We start from the raw sequence: 15114 nt of genomic DNA, 5'->3' as shown, positions 1-15114 counted from the left end.
CCCCATGCCCGGCTATTCCGACCCCGGTTTCGACACCCTCGCGCTGCACGCCGGCGCCTCGCCCGACCCCACGACCGGCGCGCGCGCGGTGCCGATCCACCTGACCACCTCCTTCGTCTTCGAGTCGAGCGACCATGCGGCCGCCCTGTTCAACCTCGAGCGTTCGGGCCACGTCTACTCGCGCATCAGCAACCCCACCAACGCGGTGCTCGAGCAGCGGGTGTCGGCGCTCGAGGGCGGCATCGGCGCGATCGCCACCGCCAGCGGCCAGGCGGCGCTGCACCTGTCCATCGCCACGCTGATGGGCGCGGGCTCGCACATCGTGGCCAGCACCGCGCTGTACGGCGGCTCGCAGAACCTGCTGCACTACACGATGCGCCGCTTCGGCATCGAGACCACCTTCGTCAAGCCCGGCGACCTCGACGGCTGGCGCGCCGCGGTGCGGCCCGAGACCAAACTGTTCTTCGGCGAGACCGTGGGCAACCCCGGCCTCGACGTGCTCGACATTCCGGCCGTGGCCGAGATCGCACACGAGGCCGGCGTGCCGCTGCTGGTCGACTCCACCCTGACCTCGCCCTACCTGATCAAGCCGCTGGACTTCGGCGCCGACCTGGTCTACCACTCGGCCACCAAGTTCCTCTCGGGCCACGGCACGGTGATCGGCGGCGTGGTGGTCGACGGCGGCAGCTTCGACTGGGAGAAGTCGGGCAAATTCGCCGAGCTGAGCCAGGCCTACGACGGCTTCCACAACATGGTGTTCAGCGAGGAGAGCACGGTCGGCGCCTTCCTGCTGCGCGCGCGCCGCGAGGGCCTGCGCGACTTCGGCGCCGCGATGAGCCCGCACACCGCCTGGCTGATCCTGCAGGGCATCGAGACCCTGCCGCTGCGCATGGAGCGCCATATCGACAACACGCAGAAGATCGTCGAGTTCCTCGCCACCCATCCCTTCGTCTCGCGCGTGGGCCATCCGCTGATCGAATCGCACCCGAGCCACGCACTGGCGCAGAAGCTGCTGCGCCACGGCGCGCGCGGCGCGGGCGCGGTGTTCAGCTTCGACATCAAGGGCAGCCGCGCCCAGGGCAAGGCCTTCATCGAATCGCTCAAGCTCTTCAGCCACCTCGCCAACGTGGGCGACTGCCGCAGCCTGGTGATCCACCCGGCCAGCACCACCCACTTCCGCATGACCGACGAGGCGCTCGCGGGCGCGGGCATCTCGCAGGGCACGATCCGGCTGTCGATCGGCCTCGAGGATCCGGCCGACCTGATCGACGACCTGAAGCGCGCGCTGAAGGCGGCCGAGAAAGCGGCATGAGCGCCGCGCCGGGCCACACCAGGCAAGCTCGCACCGCAGTGCGAAGCACGAAGGTACTTCGATGAGCGTGGACGACGCCGCCGAGGCGATGGACGGCTACGAGCGCCAGCGCGCCGCACTGCTCGCCAGCGTGCCGCGCATGCCGCACCATTGGCAGGAAGCCGGCCGCTCGCTCTACGAGCAGGCCCACCTCGCGCGCCGGCTCGGACGCCACCCCGAATCGCGTGCGCTGATGCTCGAGGCGGTCACGCGCCTGGGCTCGATCGCACTGCCGCAAGCCTGGTTCGAGGTGGCCGACTGGGCCTGGGAAGACGGCGACCACGACGTGGCGGGCCGGCTCTATCACGACGCGATGTTCAAGACCGGTGGCTGCACCGAAGAGGAGGCGCAGCGCATCGTCGAACGCCTGCGCTCGCTCGGCGACGACCATGGCCATCCGTGGGTCTGGGCTGCGCTCATGCGTGCCTCGCTCGGCGACCCCGGTGAAGACTCGGCGCCCGAGCGCCTGCGCGCCATCGAGGCAATGCACGCGCGCGCCGGCGGCCTGCCGGCGGCACTGCGCATCCGCGCACGGGCACGCGACAACGCCGGCGACCTCGAAGGCGCCGCGGCCGACCTCGATGCCTGCATGGCGCGCTCGGCCGATCCGCGCGTGCCGGTCTGGCGCGCGCTGCTCGACTACCGCATGGGCCGGCCCTTCGACCTCGAGGCCATCCAATGGCCCGAACACCCCGACCTCGGCGGCGGCGACTATTACAGCGCCGGCTGCGAACTGGCGGAGGTGGTCGAGTTGCTGCAGCAGCAGGAAGGCCAATACACGGGCAGCCAGGACCTCGCGCGCGTGAAGGCCGTGGAGGCACGGGCCTATGAGCTCGGCGCGGCGCGCTTCGAGCACTACTTCGCCACCGGCGAGGGCGGGCCGCTGGACGCCGAGCCCCACATCTACGCGATGCTGTGCAACAACCTCGCGATCGCCGGCGGCTTTCGGCAGGAGAAGTTCGCGCAGGCCATTCCCTGGCACGACAAGGGCTGGGCCGTATCGCCGTTCTGGGAGCAGTACCACGGGCGGCTGCGCTGCCAGGCGCGCATCGGGGACTGGGCCGGCGTCGTCGACTCGTGGACCGTGCTGCGGCGCGCTTTCGGCGACGACTGGCCGGTCGAGCAGGCGGCGTGCGAGGTGGCCTGGGCCTTCGAACGGCTCGGCCAGCCGGCGCAGGTGCTCGAGCTGATGGACCTGCGCGCCGCGCACGCGGGCACGCCGCTGTCCGAACTGATCTCCGACGTCGAGGCCGAGACGCGCCGCGCGGTGCTGATGGCGCTGGGCGCCCAGGCCGCCGCCCGGTTGGGCCAGCGCGGGCCGGTCGAACGAATCGCGCGCGAACTGCTGGCCAGCGACCGCCTGAGCGACGGCCTGTGCCGGCACCTGGCACAGGCCTGGCGCCTGCTGGGCGACGAGGCCCAGGCCGAGCGCTGCGAGCGTGCGCTCGACACGCCCGACCCACATGAACGCCCCGCCCTCGCGCAGGCGGCCGCGCCCGAGGTGGCCGCCATGCTCGGCTGGGCCCGGGCGCCGTTCCTCGACGACGGCTACGCGGTGGTGCGCTTCGCGGCCCTGTCCGACGACGGCTGGTCCTTCGAGCTGCGCAAGGACGGCGAGATGGGCGACGAGACGCTGCCCATCTACGCACAGATCCGGCGCGGCGGCGATGTCCACGACGGCGAGGACGAAGCCCCGCTCGCCGTGCCCACCTGGCAGTTCGGCGTGCTCAACGAAGCGCCGGGCCTGTTCGGTCGACTGCGCGGCAAGGCGCCGACCGCGCGGCTCTACCTGGCCCACAGCCCCACGGGCCACGCACCGCCGGCCGAATGGACCGAAGCGCCGATCGCGCAGTTGCCGCCCGTGTGGGCCGAACTGCAGCGGCGCGTGAGCGAGGCCGACGCGGCCTGGCAGCGGCTGGCCGCCGCCGCCCCGCTCGAACGCATCGAGGCCACCATCGCCCGGCTGCACGCGCAGGGCGTGCTCGACGGACGCGACGCCGACCTCGGCATCTGCCGCATCGGCCCGTACCTCGGCGCCTCGGGCGGGGCCTGGGTCGGCCTGAGCGTGGACCGCAAGCGCGACACCGATCCCACGCTGCCCGAGCTGGCCTACGACCCTTATCACTTCATCTACCAGATCGTGCCGGCCACCGACACCGGGCCGGCCTGGGTGATGTACGGCTTCCAGCAGGACGCCGGCAAAGGCCGGCAGATCAAGCCCGGCGACGCGGCGCTCGCACTGGCGGCCGCGCGGCTGTTCGAACGCGCGCTGCAGCGACTGCAGCGCTGGGAGGCCGCGCGATGAGCGCCGGCCCGCACGCACCACAAAGACAGGAAGCCCTCGAGGAACACGCATGAGCACGTTCGACGTCAACCACCATCCCACCTATTGCTACACCGGCGGCAAGCCCTTCGATGCCGCCAAGCCCACCGTGGTCTTCGTCCACGGCGTGCTCAACGACCACAGCGTCTGGATCCTGCAGAGCCGCTGGTTCGCCAACCACGGCTGGAACGTGCTCGCGGTCGATCTGCCGGGCCACTGCAAGAGCGAGGGCCCGCCGCCGGCCAGCGTCGAGGAGGCCGCGCAGTTCGTGCTCGCGCTGCTCGACGCGGCGGGCGTGCAAAAAGCGGCGCTGATCGGCCACAGCTTCGGCTCGCTGATCGCGCTGGAAGCGGCCGCGCGCGCGCCGGAGCGCGTGACGCACCTGGCGATGGTCGGCACCGCCTACCCTATGGTGGTGTCGCCGGCGCTGCTCGAGAGTTCGCTCAACGACCCCGAGCGCGCGATCGCGATGGTCAACACCTTCTCGCATGCGCTGCTGGCGCCGCCGCCCTCGGCGCTCGGCCCGGGCACCTGGCTCTACGGCAGCTCGCGCGCGCTGATGCGCCGCGTGCTCGCGAGCAACCGCGAGGCCAACGTGTTCCACGTCGGCTTCAAGGCCTGCAACGACTACGCGGGCGGCGAGGCGGCGATGGAGAAGGTGCAGTGCCCGGTGCTGTTCCTGCTCGGCGACGCCGACCAGATGACGCCGCCGCGCGCCGTGAAGGCCCTGGCCGCCAAGGCGCGCGACGGGCGGACGGTGACGGTGCACGCGGGCCACGCGCTGATGAGCGAGGCGCCCGACGCGGTGCTGTTCGCGCTGCGGGATTTCGTCTCGCGCTGAGGCGAAGCCGCGCTAGCCGCGCGCGGCCAGGTCGTTGATGTCGAGCGGGTCGAGCACCCGCTTGCTCGCTCCATGCCGCGCCACCGCCAGCATCGCGAGCCCCATGTTCTCGGTGGTGGTCACCAGATGCGGCCACAGCCGTCGCGCGAGCCCGAACACCGGCGTGAGCAGCACGATGCCCGCCTTGTACAGCGGCGTCTTGGTGTTCGCGCCGTGCAGCGGCTGGATCGCGCCGGGCCTGAACATGTAGGCGGCCCGGAACGGGAGCTTCAGCAGCGCGTTCTCGGTCGCGCCCTTCACGCGCGCCCACATGCTGCGGCCGCGCTCGCTGCTGTCGGTACCGGCGCCGGTCACGTAGGCGAAGGTCATCTCGGGATTGAGCCGCGCGAGCACGGTGGCGGCGGCCAGCGTGAGGTCGTAGGTCACGCGGCGGTACGCGTCCTCCTTCATGCCGACCGAGGACACGCCGAGGCAGAAGAAGCAGGCGTCGAAGCCCGTGAGCCGCGGCTCGGCCGCCGTGTAGTCGTACATGTCGGGAAGCACGAGATCGCGCAGCTTGGGATGCTGCTGGCCGCTGGGCCGGCGGCCGACGGCCACGACCTCCTCCACGTCGGGAGCGAGCAGGCATTCGCGCAGCACGCCGAAACCGACCATGCCGGTGGCGCCGAAGACGAGGACTTTCATGGGAGGGCCGGCCCCGCGGGCCGCGTGTGTGGACGAGCCGAGTAGATCAGGCCGCCCGCGGCACTGTAAAGAGCGCGGGCTTCTTCTCGAGCACCGCCACCAGCAGCTCGGCATGCAGGCTCGAGGGCTGCGGCGCCGGCAGCGCGGTCAGCATGCGCGACAGCGTTTCGGCATGCGGCAGCAGCGGGCCGAGGAAGCGCGTGCCCGCGGCATCGGCCACCAGCAGGGTCGGGAAGGTCTCGACGTCGAACTCGTCGGCGATGTCGGCATGGTCCTCGATGTCGACCCAGGCGAAGCGCAGCCCGGGATGCGCGCGCGCCACCTGCTCGAACAGCGGCCGGTAGTCGCGGCAGGTGCCGCACCACTCGGCGCACAGGCACACGACCCAGGGCGCGCCGCCGGCCGGCGCGGCGGAATCGGGGGTGGAAGGCAGGGCGCTCAAGGCTCGTACGTGGGCAGAAGGGGGAAGAAAGACCCGGGTGGTGCGCCCGGAAGGTCGTGGCTATTATGGACAAAGCCCCTCCGGGGCGCAGGAGACGCACGATGAACACCTCCACCGCCACTCCCTCCGCTGCGAGCGTCGATCCGCGCCAGTTCACGAGCTTCGCGGAGTTCTATCCCTTCTACCTGACCGAACACGCCAACCGCACCTGCCGGCGGCTGCATTTCGCGGGCTCCACGCTGTCGCTGGCCTGCCTCGCGATGCTGGTGCTGACGCTCAATCCGCTGTGGCTGCTTGCCGGGCTGCTGGTCGGCTACGGCTTCGCCTGGGTCGGGCATTTCGGCTTCGAGAAGAACAAGCCGGCCTCGTTCAGGCGGCCGCTCTACAGCTTCATGGGCGACTGGGCGATGTACCGCGACATCTGGCTGGGCCGTGTGAAGATCTGAGCCCGGCTGCTAGATCAACAGCACGTCGCCCAGCCGCAGCGAGCGCAGCGGCCCCTTCTGCCACAGGTCCTCGAGCGGCTCGGCCTTGGGCATCAGGAGCGCCTCGAGCAGCGGCTCGATCGGCGTCGACGGGTCGGCCAGCAGCACGTAGCGCGGGTCGCCGCCATCCCCGTCCTCGGCCAGCGGCGCGATCCAGTCGAGCGCCACCAGGGTGTCGAGCACCGGCACCAGTTGCAGCGCGTCCACGCGCATCGAGGCCACCAGCCGCGCCGCGCCCGCGCCCTTGTCGGGCGTCGCGCGGGCCCGGGCGAGCTGCTGCAGCACCTCCATCGCCAGTTGCAGCGGCCAGCCGGCGCCGCCGCCGCGCCGGGCCACGCCGGTCAGGAGGCTCGGCAGGTAGGCCGCGATCACCGCGCCCAGCAGCACGATGACCCAGGCCACGTAGATCCACACCAGCAGGATCGGGAAGGTGGCGAAGGCGCCATAGAGCACCGAATAGGTCGGCACCAGGCTCAGGTAGTAGCCCAGCACGCGCTTGGCGATCTCGATCGCCGCCGCCACGAACACGCCGCCGGCCCAGGCATGCGACCAGCGCACGTTGGTGTTGGGCACGTAGTGGTAGAGCGAGGCCATGCCGGCGGCCAGCAGCACGAACTCGAAGGCGTCGAAGAACAGCTTGACCGCGCTCACGCCCACCACGTCGCGCGAGGCCGCGAACACATAGGAGGTGGTGGACAGGCTCACCGCCAGGATCAGCGGCCCGAGCGTGATCGTGGCCCAGTAGATCAGCACCCGCTGCGCGAACGGCCGCGGCGAGCGCACGCGCCAGATGTTGTTGAGCGTCTTGTCGATGGTGAGGATCAGCGCGATGGCGGTGATCAGCAGCACGATCAGGCCCGCGATCCCCAGGCCGCTGGCCTTGCTCGCGAACTGGTTGAGGTAGCCCAGCACCTGGCGCGCGATGTTCTCGGGGATCAGGCTCTCGATCAGCCAGCGCTGCAGGCGGCCCTGCATCTTGGCGAACATCGGGAACACGGTGAACAGCGCGAGCGCCACCGTGAAGAACGGCACCATCGCGATGGTGGTGGTGAAGGTCAGGCTGCTGGCCGTGAGGCCGAGGCGGTCCTCGCGAAAACGCTCCCCGAGCACCGCCGCGGTGTTTCGCCAGGGGAAACGGGAGAGATCCCTCCAGAGCTGACGACGATTCATGGCCGGTATCATGCCATCCGCCTTTCATGTTCCCGCAGCGAGGGCGCCCCCGGATCTCCCCCTTGCCCTCTTCACCTTCGCCGCCCGTGAGCCTCTCCCCGCCCCCGCCCTCCTCCGTCGCGACCACCCGCTGGCTCGCGGTCGGCAGCCTCGCCGGGCTGATCGTGCTGGGCCTGGCCTGGGAACTCTGGCTGGCGCCGCTGCGCCCCGGCGGCTCGCTGATGGCACTCAAGGTGCTGCCGCTCGCCATCCCGCTGGCCGGCCTGCTGAAGAACCGCATGTACACCTACCGCTGGGTCAGCCTGATGGTCTGGCTCTATTTCACCGAGGGCGTGGTGCGCGCCTGGAGCGACACCAACGGCATCAGCCAGCTGCTCGCGCTGGCCGAGGTGCTGCTGTGCCTGGTGCTCTTCGTCGCCTGCGCCTGGCATGTCCGCCTGCGGCTGCGCCACGCCAAGGCCGCCGCCCGTCCCCTGGAGGCTTCCACCCCATGACCCCTTCCGCTTCTTCCGCCGCCCTGCTCGAGCGGCTGCGCGCCATCGTCGGCGCCAACCACCTGCTGAACGAGGGCGACCTCACCGCCTACGAACAGGACTGGCGCAAGCGCTCGCGCGGCAAGGCGCTGGCCGTGGTGCGCCCGGCCGATGCGCAGCAGGTGGCCGAGGTGGTCAAGGCCTGCGCCGAAGCCGGCACCGCCGTGATCCCGCAGGGCGGCAACACCGGCCTGGCGGTCGGCTCCATTCCCGACGACAGCGGCACCCAGGTGGTGCTGAGCCTGCAGCGGCTCAACGCCATCCGCGGCATCGACGCGGCCAACCTCACGATGACGGTGGAGTCGGGCTGCATCCTGCAGACCCTGCAGGAGACCGCCGAGAAGGCCGGCTACCTGTTCCCGCTGAGCCTCGCGGCCGAGGGCAGCTGCACCATCGGCGGCAACCTCGCGACCAATGCCGGCGGCACGCAGGTCGTGCGCTACGGCAACACGCGTGAGCTCTGCCTGGGCCTGGAGGTCGTCACGCCGCAGGGCGAGATCTGGCACGGCACCAGCGGCCTGCGCAAGGACAACACCGGCTACGACCTGCGCGACCTGTTCGTCGGCAGCGAGGGCACGCTGGGCATCATCACGGCCGCCACGATGAAGCTCTATCCGCTGCCGGCCGCGCAGCTCACGGCCTGGGCCGCCGTGCCCTCGCTCGACCACGCGGTCACGCTGCTGGGCCTGGCCCACAAGCAGCTGGGCCCGGGCCTCACGGGCTTCGAGGTGATGGGCAAGTTCGCGCTGAGCCTGGTCGACAAGCACATGCCGCAACTGCGCGTGCCCTTCATCGGCGACGAGAACGTGCCCTACTGCGTGCTGCTCGAGAACTCCGACAGCGAATCGGAGGACCATGCGCGCGCGCGCTTCGAGGCCCTGCTCGAAACCGCCTTCGAGGACGGCTGCGTGACCGACGCGGTGGTGGCCGAGAACCTCGCGCAGGCGCACCAGCTCTGGCACATCCGCGAGAGCATTCCGCTCGCGCAGGCCGAGGAAGGCCTCAACATCAAGCACGACATCTCGATCCCCGTCTCGCGCATCCCGGCCTTCGTGGCCGAGACCGACGCGCTGCTGGCGCGCGAGATCGCCGGCGTGCGGCTGGTGAACTTCGGCCACCTGGGCGACGGCAACCTGCACTACAACGTGCAGGCGCCCGAGAACGTCGATACCAAGGCCTTCCTGAAGAACGAGGAAGACCGCATCAACACGCTGGTCTACGAGGCGGTCGAGAAGTTCGGCGGCTCGTTCTCGGCCGAGCATGGCGTGGGTTCGCTCAAGGTCGACACGCTCGAGAAGCACAAGTCGCCGGTGGCGCTCGAGATGATGCGCGCGATCAAGCGCGGGCTCGATCCGAAGAACATCCTGAATCCGGGGCGGGTGATCCGGGTCTGAGCCGGCGGCTCAGCGCCCGAAGTCGCCGGGCCGCAGCTCGATCGCCTGCCCGTGCGGCGTGCGGTCGGCCGCGTGGTCCCAGGCCTCGCGGTAGCGCGCCAGCTCGTCGTGCGAACTCGCGCCCTTGCGCGCCACCAGCGTCTCGAGCGCGGCGAGCCAGTGCCGGTAGTAGGTGTCGCCCGCATCGGGGTCGCCCGCGGCCTGCGCGGCCTGGATCTGCGCGGCCAGGGTCTCGGCCCATTCGCTCCAGCTGAACAGGCCCTTCTCGTGCAGCGCCAGCGTCATCGCGAAGGCCTGGGCCTGCCAGGGCGCGCCGAAGACGGGGCCGTCGGCGTCGCGTGGCATGCCGGGGGCCAGCATCCCGTCGGGGTACTGCGTCATTCGGCCGCCTCCAGGTAGCTTTCCCAGGCATCGACCGACACCGCGAGCTTCTGCGCCGCGCCGCCCCAGAGTTCCGCTTCCTCGAACACCACCGTGTAGAGCCACTGCGGCGCCTCGCCCGCGCCCTGCGCGTTGCTGTCGGCGAACACGTGCGCGCCATGCAGCCGCTCGACGGTGCCGCGCCGCCCCTGCACATAGCCCGGCAGCCGCGTGTGATGGTCGACGCGGCCCGCGCGCATGCGCACCGCCTGGCCGATCGCGAAGCGCGCGGGCGCCGCAGCCGGCCGCTCGGTGGGCGAGCCCCTGGCCAGCACCGCGGCCACGTCGGCCGCCTGCAGCACGCGCTTGACGGGCGCGGGCGCATGCAGCATGCGGCCCTGCGCGATCTCGTCCTCGAACAGCTGGCCGCGCTCGATCATCAGCCGCTCGAGCGCAGTGAGCCAGATCCGGTAGTAGCTCAGTTGCAGGTAGTGCGGCAAGGTCTCGCGCACGGCGCGGCTCGCATCGATGTTCCATGAACCGGTGGCGCCCATCGCGAGCACCAGCGCGAGCGCGCGCGGTTCCCAGTCGGCATGGAACAACTCGCCCTCGGGCTCGGGCTGCACCGCGCCGAAGCCGGTGCGGCCGCCGAGGTCGGCCTGGGTCCGGTAGCTCATGGCTGGCTCCCCTGCCCCGGCGCATCGGCGAGCCGGGTGCCGATCATCGAATCGCGCGACACCAGCGCCGCGAGCTCCTCCTCGCCCAGGTGCTCGGTGCCCGCGGGCCGCTGCGGAATCACGAGGTAGCGCACCTCGGCGGTCGAGTCCCAGATCCGGATGCGCGTGGTCTCGGGCAGCACGGTGCCGAAGTCCGCGAGCACGCCGCGCGGGTCGCGCACCGCGCGCGAGCGGTAGGGCGCGCTCTTGTACCAGGTGGGCGGCAGGCCCAGCACCGGCCACGGGTAGCAGCTGCACAGGGTACAGACCACCATGTGGTGCTGATCGTCGCTGTTGGCCACCGCCACCATGTGCTCGCCCTGGCGGCCGGTGTAGCCCAGCGAGGCGATGGCCGCGGTGGCGTCGGCCAGCAGCCAGTCGCGAAAGGCCGGGTCGACCCAGGCCCTTGCCACCACGCGCGCGCCGTTGCGCGGGCCGATGCGGGTCTGGTAGGTGTCGATCAGCGCATCGAGCGCGGCCGGCTCGATGTAGCCCTTCTCGGTGAGCACGCTCTCGAGCGCGCGCACGCGCAGGTCCATCTCATCGAGCTCGCTGTGGTCATCGCCGTGGTCGTGGGTGTGTTCGCTCATGCCCCTCATGCTAAGCGCTGCGACCTACCAGCGGTAGGTCGCGGACGCCACCGCCTTGCGCCGCTCGCCGTAGAAGCAGCCGTAGGTGCACGAGGCGATGTAGGCCTTGTCGGCCAGGTTCGTGAGGTTGAACGCGTAGCGCCAGTGGCCGGTGTCGTACGACACCATCGCGTCGAACACGGTGTACGAGGGCACGATGCCGTTCACGTAGAGCCCGGTGGAGGCGCCCACGTGGCGCACGCCCAGCCCCGCGCGCAGGCCCGGCGCGCCGGCCGCGCCGAAGTCGTACTCGCCCCAGGCCGAGAAGGTGTTGTAGGGCACGTTGCCGCGCCGCTTGCCGACGTTGGCGGCGGTGGTGTCGGCGGTGACGCGCGCGTCGGTGTAGGCATAGGCGGCGATCAGGCTGGCGGAGCGGCCGATGCGCGTGCGCAACTCGATCTCCAGCCCGCGCGAGCGCACCTCGCCGGTCTGCACCGAGAAGCCGGTGTCGACGGGGTCGGTGGACAGCACGTTCTGCTGCCTGAGCTGGTAGACGGCCGCGCTCAGCAGGGTGTCGCTGCCCGGCGGCTGGTAGCGCAGGCCGAGCTCGTACTGCTCGCCGCGCGTGGGCTCGAAGCGCGCGCCCATGCGGTCGACGCCGCTTTGCGGCTGGAACGACTGGCTGAAGCTCGCGAACGGCGCGAGGCCGTTGTCGGCCAGGTAGACCAGGCCGGCGCGGCCGGTGGTGGCCGAGGTCTTCTCCTTCGAGTTCGCGGTCTCGCCGTCGACCGGCACCTGGCGGTCGGTCACGCGGTCGTGCCGCGCGCCGAGCACCACCACCCAGCGCCCGGCGATCTTCATCTGGTCCTGCAGGTACAGCCCGGTGGCGTTGCCGGCCATGTCGGGGAAGTAGGTGTTCGGCACCGGCGCACCCGCGACGTAGACGTAGTTCGGCGCGTAGTAGTTGAACTGCGTGGCGATCTCGCGCGACGCGCGCCGCGTGGTGTAGGACTGGTAGGTGGTGTCCACGCCGGCCAGCAGCGTGTGCGCGACGGGGCCGGTGTCGACGCGGTACTCGAGCGAGGTGTCGGTGGTGCGCGCACGCGAGCGGTCGCGGCGGTCGTAGGACTCGTGCGAGGTGGAGCTGGCGCCGTCAGGACTCACGCCGGAGGCGGAGGTGCTCGGGAAGTCGACTTCCGAACGGAAGGCATGCGCGCTGTGGCGCAGCTTCAGGCGATCGCTGAAGGCATGCTCGAAACGGTAGCCGAGGGCGGTGTTGGTGCCGGCGTAGCGGTCGCGCCCCGGCGTGCCGGTGTAGCGGCTGCTCGGCACCGGGCCGTGGATGTTGGGCAGGATCGTGACGCCGCCGGCCAGCCCGTACACGTAGTCGGTGCGGTTGCGCAGGTACTCGGCCTGCAGCGTGAGCGAGGTCGCCGCGCTCGGCTGCCAGCGGATCGCGCCCGACAGGAAGCGCCGGTCGTCGGGCACGTAGTCGATGAAGGTGTTGCTGTCGCGCACGAGGCCCGTGAGCCGGTAGGTCAGCGTGCCCTGCTCGTCGAGCTTGCCGCCGAAGTCGCCCTTGATCTGGCGGCGGTCGCGGTTGCCGAGCTCCACGCCCAGCTCGCGCAGCGGCTCGGCCGTGGGCTGCTTGGTGACGGTGTTGACCACGCCGCCGGGCGCGGCCGTGCCGTAGAGCAGCGAGGCCGCGCCCTTGAGCACCTCGGCGCGCTCGAGCCCGTAGAGCTCCTGCTGGCCGTCGTAGGCGTTGACCATGAACTTCGAGCCGTCGCGGTAGAGGCTGCCCGTGCCGGCGCCGGCCTGGAAGCCGCGGATCACGAACGAGTCGGTGGTGCGGTCGGCGCCTTCCGAGCGCCTCACGCCGGCCGTGTAGTTGAAGGCGTCGACCAGGCTGGTGGGCTGCTGGGCCTCGATCTGCTCGGCCGTGACCACCGAGATCGACTGCGGCGTCTCGAGGATCGGCGTGTCGGTCTTGGTGCCGGCCGTGCTGTGGCGCGCGATGTAGCCATCGGCCGGCCCGCCGTCGGCGCCGCGCTCGGCATTCACGCGCACTTCGGCCAGCATGGCCGACGGCGCGGGCGCCACCACCTGCGGCGCGGTGGAGGCGGCCGGCGCGCCCGCGCGCACGGTGTAGCCGCCCGCGTCGGTCGGCAACAGCTCGAGGCCGCTGTCGGCCAGCGCGCGGCGCAGCGCCTGCGGTGCGTCGTAGCGGCCGCGCACCGGCGCCGAGGCGCGCTGGCCGACCAGCGCGGCATCGACCGTCAGCGCCAGCCCGGCCTCGCGCGCGATGCGGTTGAGCGTGGCGCCGAGCGGGCCGGGCGGCAGGTCGTAGTCGCGCAGCACGGGGGCGGCCTGCGCCTGCGCGCGGGCCGGGGTCGGCAGCAGGACCGGCATGGCGGTGGCGAAGAGCAGCGCGGCGACGAGCGGGGTCGGACGGAACGGGAAGGACGAGGACAAGGCGGGACTCCAGGCAGGGGAAGGACGAGGGTTCTCTTCCTGCTTGCCGGACGAGGTTCGAAAAGTGAGAGGGGGCGGCCGAAAAAAGTCGGCCGGTCTTCTCCTCAGCGCGGCGCCTGCCTCGGCTCGATGCGCTGCCACCAGCGCGTGCCGCCCACGAGTTCGACCGGCACCGCGGCGGTGAGCGCCAGCAGCGCCTTGTCGGTGTCGTCCAGCGGCAGCGTGCCGGTCACGCGCAGGCCGGCCACGCGCGGGTCGACCGCGAGGTGGCCGGGCCGGTAGCGCGCGAGTTCGGCCACCACCTCGGCGAGCGGCTGGTCGTCGACCACCAGCATGCCGTCCTTCCAGGCATCGGCGTCGGGACGCGCGGGGCCGGGGGTGCCGGCGCCGTCGGCATGCAGTTCCAGGCTCTGGCCCTGCTGCACGATGCGTTCGCCTTCGCAAGCCTGCGCCGGATCGGCCGCGCAGCCGGCCGGCCGTGCCGCCACCGCGGACTGCGTGACCGTGAGCCGGGTGCCGGCGCCGTCGTCGAGACGGCGCACGACGAAGCGCGTGCCCAGCGCGCGCAGGCTGCCCTCGGGCGTGAGCACGACGAAGGGACGCTGCTCGGCCGCGTCGCCATGGGCGGTCTCGATGGCGATCTCGCCCGCGCGCAGCACGATCGCGCGCCGGCTGCCATCGAAGGCCAGGTCGACCGCGCTGCGGGTGTCGAGGTGCAGCACGCTGCGGTCGGGCAGCACCACGGTGAGCCGCTCGCCGGTGCCGGTTCGGTAGTCCGCGCTCAGGGTGGCCAGCGGCTCGAAGCGGTCGACGGCACCGAGCCCCAGCAGCAGCGCGGCCAGCAGCCCCAGCACGCCCGCGGACTGCTTCCAGCGCCGCGCGGCGCCGCTGCGCACCAGCGCCGAACGCACGGCCTCGCTGCGCGCGGGCGCCAGTTGGGCGTCGAGCTCGCCGAGCTGGGCCCAGGCGCGCCGGTGGTCGGCGTGGGCGTCGAGCCAGCGGCGCAGGCCTTCGGCATCGCGCGCGCCGGCCTCGCCCGAGCCCAGGCGCAACTGCCAGCCGATCGCCGCGTCGAGCACGGCCGCGGAGACCGGCAGCGAGGCCGAGGCCTGCGCGCTCATGCCGACGCTGCCGGCAGCGCGACGCCGAAACGCAGTTCGTAGCCGCGGCGCGCGGCCGTCGCCAGGTACTGCCGCACCCGCGGCACCGACACGCCGAGCTGCGCCGCGATCTCGGCATGGGTCATGCCGTCGAGGCGGCTGTGCAGCCAGGCGGCGCGGGTCTTGGGCGTGAGGCTCGCGAGCAGCGCGTCGAGCGCACGCAGCGCCTGCACCGCCTGCAGCTGCTCCTCGGGCGAGGGATAGAGCGCCGGCGGCAGCGCCGCGAGGTCGGCGAGGTAGGCGCGCTCCAGGTCGGCGCGGCGGAAGCGGTCGATCAGCAGGCCGCGCGCCACCGTCGTCAGGTAGGCCCGCGGCTCCTTCATCTCGACCGGCGCCGCCTGCGGCGGGCGCGCGGCCAGCAGCCGCACGAAGGCATCGTGCGCGAGGTCGGCCGCATCCTCGGCGCAGCCCAGCCGGCGGCGCAGCCAGGCCTGCAGCCAGCCGTGATGGCTGCGGTAGAGCACCTGGAGACTGTCGTCGATGGCGGGGGCGGACACGGGATGGCTGCGGCGGAATGTTGAGAATAGTTCTCATCTTAAGGGCTCGCCCGGGGTCCGGACGGGCCGGTCCGCGTCCGAATAAGATTCGGGGCCATGCCCCGCCGTCCGGGG

15 protein-coding genes are annotated in these 15114 nt (G+C 71.8%); 6 read left to right on the top strand and 9 right to left on the bottom strand.

Going from position 1 to position 15114, the window contains the following annotated elements:
* Positions 1 to 4 precede the first annotated feature (4 nt).
* From AC1HIL_RS13890 to AC1HIL_RS13880, 3 genes are all read left to right on the top strand, one after another.
* Positions 5 to 1312 carry an O-acetylhomoserine aminocarboxypropyltransferase gene (locus AC1HIL_RS13890; RefSeq protein WP_261210444.1) on the top strand — a complete coding sequence of 436 codons (1308 nt, stop codon included), beginning with the start codon at positions 5 to 7 and terminating at the stop codon, positions 1310 to 1312.
* 61 nt (positions 1313 to 1373) lie between these two features.
* Complete coding sequence (locus AC1HIL_RS13885) at positions 1374 to 3656, top strand: hypothetical protein (protein ID WP_479672013.1); 2283 nt, start codon at positions 1374 to 1376, stop codon at positions 3654 to 3656.
* A 49-nt stretch (positions 3657 to 3705) separates the two neighbouring features.
* Positions 3706 to 4515 (top strand): alpha/beta fold hydrolase, encoded by an 810-nt coding sequence (locus AC1HIL_RS13880; protein ID WP_057592412.1) that lies wholly within the window; start codon positions 3706 to 3708, stop codon positions 4513 to 4515.
* Between the two features lie 12 nt (positions 4516 to 4527).
* On the opposite strand, the gene AC1HIL_RS13875 is transcribed toward AC1HIL_RS13880, so the two are convergent.
* Both AC1HIL_RS13875 and AC1HIL_RS13870 read right to left on the bottom strand, forming a co-directional pair.
* The gene (locus tag AC1HIL_RS13875) at positions 4528 to 5199 is read right to left on the bottom strand and encodes a Rossmann-fold NAD(P)-binding domain-containing protein (RefSeq protein WP_261210438.1); all 672 of its coding nucleotides are present in this window, start codon (positions 5197 to 5199) and stop codon (positions 4528 to 4530) included.
* Between the two features lie 46 nt (positions 5200 to 5245).
* A complete protein-coding gene (locus AC1HIL_RS13870) occupies positions 5246 to 5641 on the bottom strand; it encodes a thioredoxin family protein (RefSeq protein WP_057592410.1) in 396 nt (131 codons plus the stop codon).
* Between the two features lie 101 nt (positions 5642 to 5742).
* Here AC1HIL_RS13870 and AC1HIL_RS13865 point away from each other — a divergent pair, with 101 nt between their 5' ends.
* Entirely contained in the window at positions 5743 to 6087 is a 345-nt protein-coding gene (locus AC1HIL_RS13865) for an Mpo1-like protein (RefSeq protein WP_057592409.1), read from the top strand.
* 9 nt (positions 6088 to 6096) lie between these two features.
* Here AC1HIL_RS13865 and AC1HIL_RS13860 read toward each other — a convergent pair whose 3' ends face one another.
* Entirely contained in the window at positions 6097 to 7308 is a 1212-nt protein-coding gene (locus AC1HIL_RS13860; RefSeq protein WP_261210433.1) for a YihY family inner membrane protein, read from the bottom strand.
* A gap of 14 nt (positions 7309 to 7322) precedes the next feature.
* On the opposite strand from AC1HIL_RS13860, the gene AC1HIL_RS13855 reads away from it, so the two are divergent.
* Together AC1HIL_RS13855 and AC1HIL_RS13850 are read left to right on the top strand one after the other, a co-directional pair.
* Positions 7323 to 7790, top strand: coding sequence for a DUF2069 domain-containing protein (locus AC1HIL_RS13855; RefSeq protein WP_409976509.1), 468 nt, complete (start codon positions 7323 to 7325; stop codon positions 7788 to 7790).
* The gene (locus AC1HIL_RS13850; RefSeq protein ID WP_413764043.1) at positions 7787 to 9223 is read left to right on the top strand and encodes an FAD-binding oxidoreductase; all 1437 of its coding nucleotides are present in this window, start codon (positions 7787 to 7789) and stop codon (positions 9221 to 9223) included. The genes AC1HIL_RS13855 and AC1HIL_RS13850 overlap by 4 nt, the downstream gene beginning before the upstream one ends.
* A 9-nt stretch (positions 9224 to 9232) precedes the next feature.
* Here the strand turns inward: AC1HIL_RS13850 and AC1HIL_RS13845 are convergent, their stop codons facing one another.
* The 6 genes from AC1HIL_RS13845 to AC1HIL_RS13820 all read right to left on the bottom strand — a co-directional run bounded on the left by AC1HIL_RS13845 (position 9233) and on the right by AC1HIL_RS13820 (position 15000).
* Positions 9233 to 9604 carry a nitrile hydratase accessory protein gene (locus tag AC1HIL_RS13845; protein ID WP_479672012.1) on the bottom strand — a complete coding sequence of 124 codons (372 nt, stop codon included), beginning with the start codon at positions 9602 to 9604 and terminating at the stop codon, positions 9233 to 9235.
* On the bottom strand, positions 9601 to 10260 hold the full coding sequence (gene nthB / locus AC1HIL_RS13840; protein ID WP_479672011.1) for a nitrile hydratase subunit beta: 660 nt from the start codon (positions 10258 to 10260) through the stop codon (positions 9601 to 9603). The genes AC1HIL_RS13845 and nthB overlap by 4 nt, the downstream gene beginning before the upstream one ends.
* Positions 10257 to 10889 (bottom strand): nitrile hydratase subunit alpha, encoded by a 633-nt coding sequence (gene nthA, locus AC1HIL_RS13835; protein ID WP_172705377.1) that lies wholly within the window; start codon positions 10887 to 10889, stop codon positions 10257 to 10259. Before nthA ends, nthB begins: the two co-directional genes overlap by 4 nt.
* Before the next feature lie 24 nt (positions 10890 to 10913).
* Entirely contained in the window at positions 10914 to 13343 is a 2430-nt protein-coding gene (locus AC1HIL_RS13830) for a TonB-dependent siderophore receptor (protein ID WP_479672010.1), read from the bottom strand.
* Positions 13344 to 13447: 104 nt separating this feature from the next.
* Positions 13448 to 14464, bottom strand: coding sequence for a FecR domain-containing protein (locus tag AC1HIL_RS13825; protein WP_479672009.1), 1017 nt, complete (start codon positions 14462 to 14464; stop codon positions 13448 to 13450).
* Positions 14461 to 15000: a sigma-70 family RNA polymerase sigma factor gene (locus tag AC1HIL_RS13820; RefSeq protein WP_479672008.1), complete on the bottom strand. Its 540-nt coding sequence runs from the start codon at positions 14998 to 15000 to the stop codon at positions 14461 to 14463. The genes AC1HIL_RS13825 and AC1HIL_RS13820 overlap by 4 nt, the downstream gene beginning before the upstream one ends.
* Between the last annotated feature and the right edge of the window lie 114 nt (positions 15001 to 15114).

It is taken from the genome of Variovorax sp. ISS6, assembly GCF_056523145.1.
Note: the sequence above shows the minus strand (reverse complement) of the source record. Positions and strands in the feature narration are given on the sequence as shown.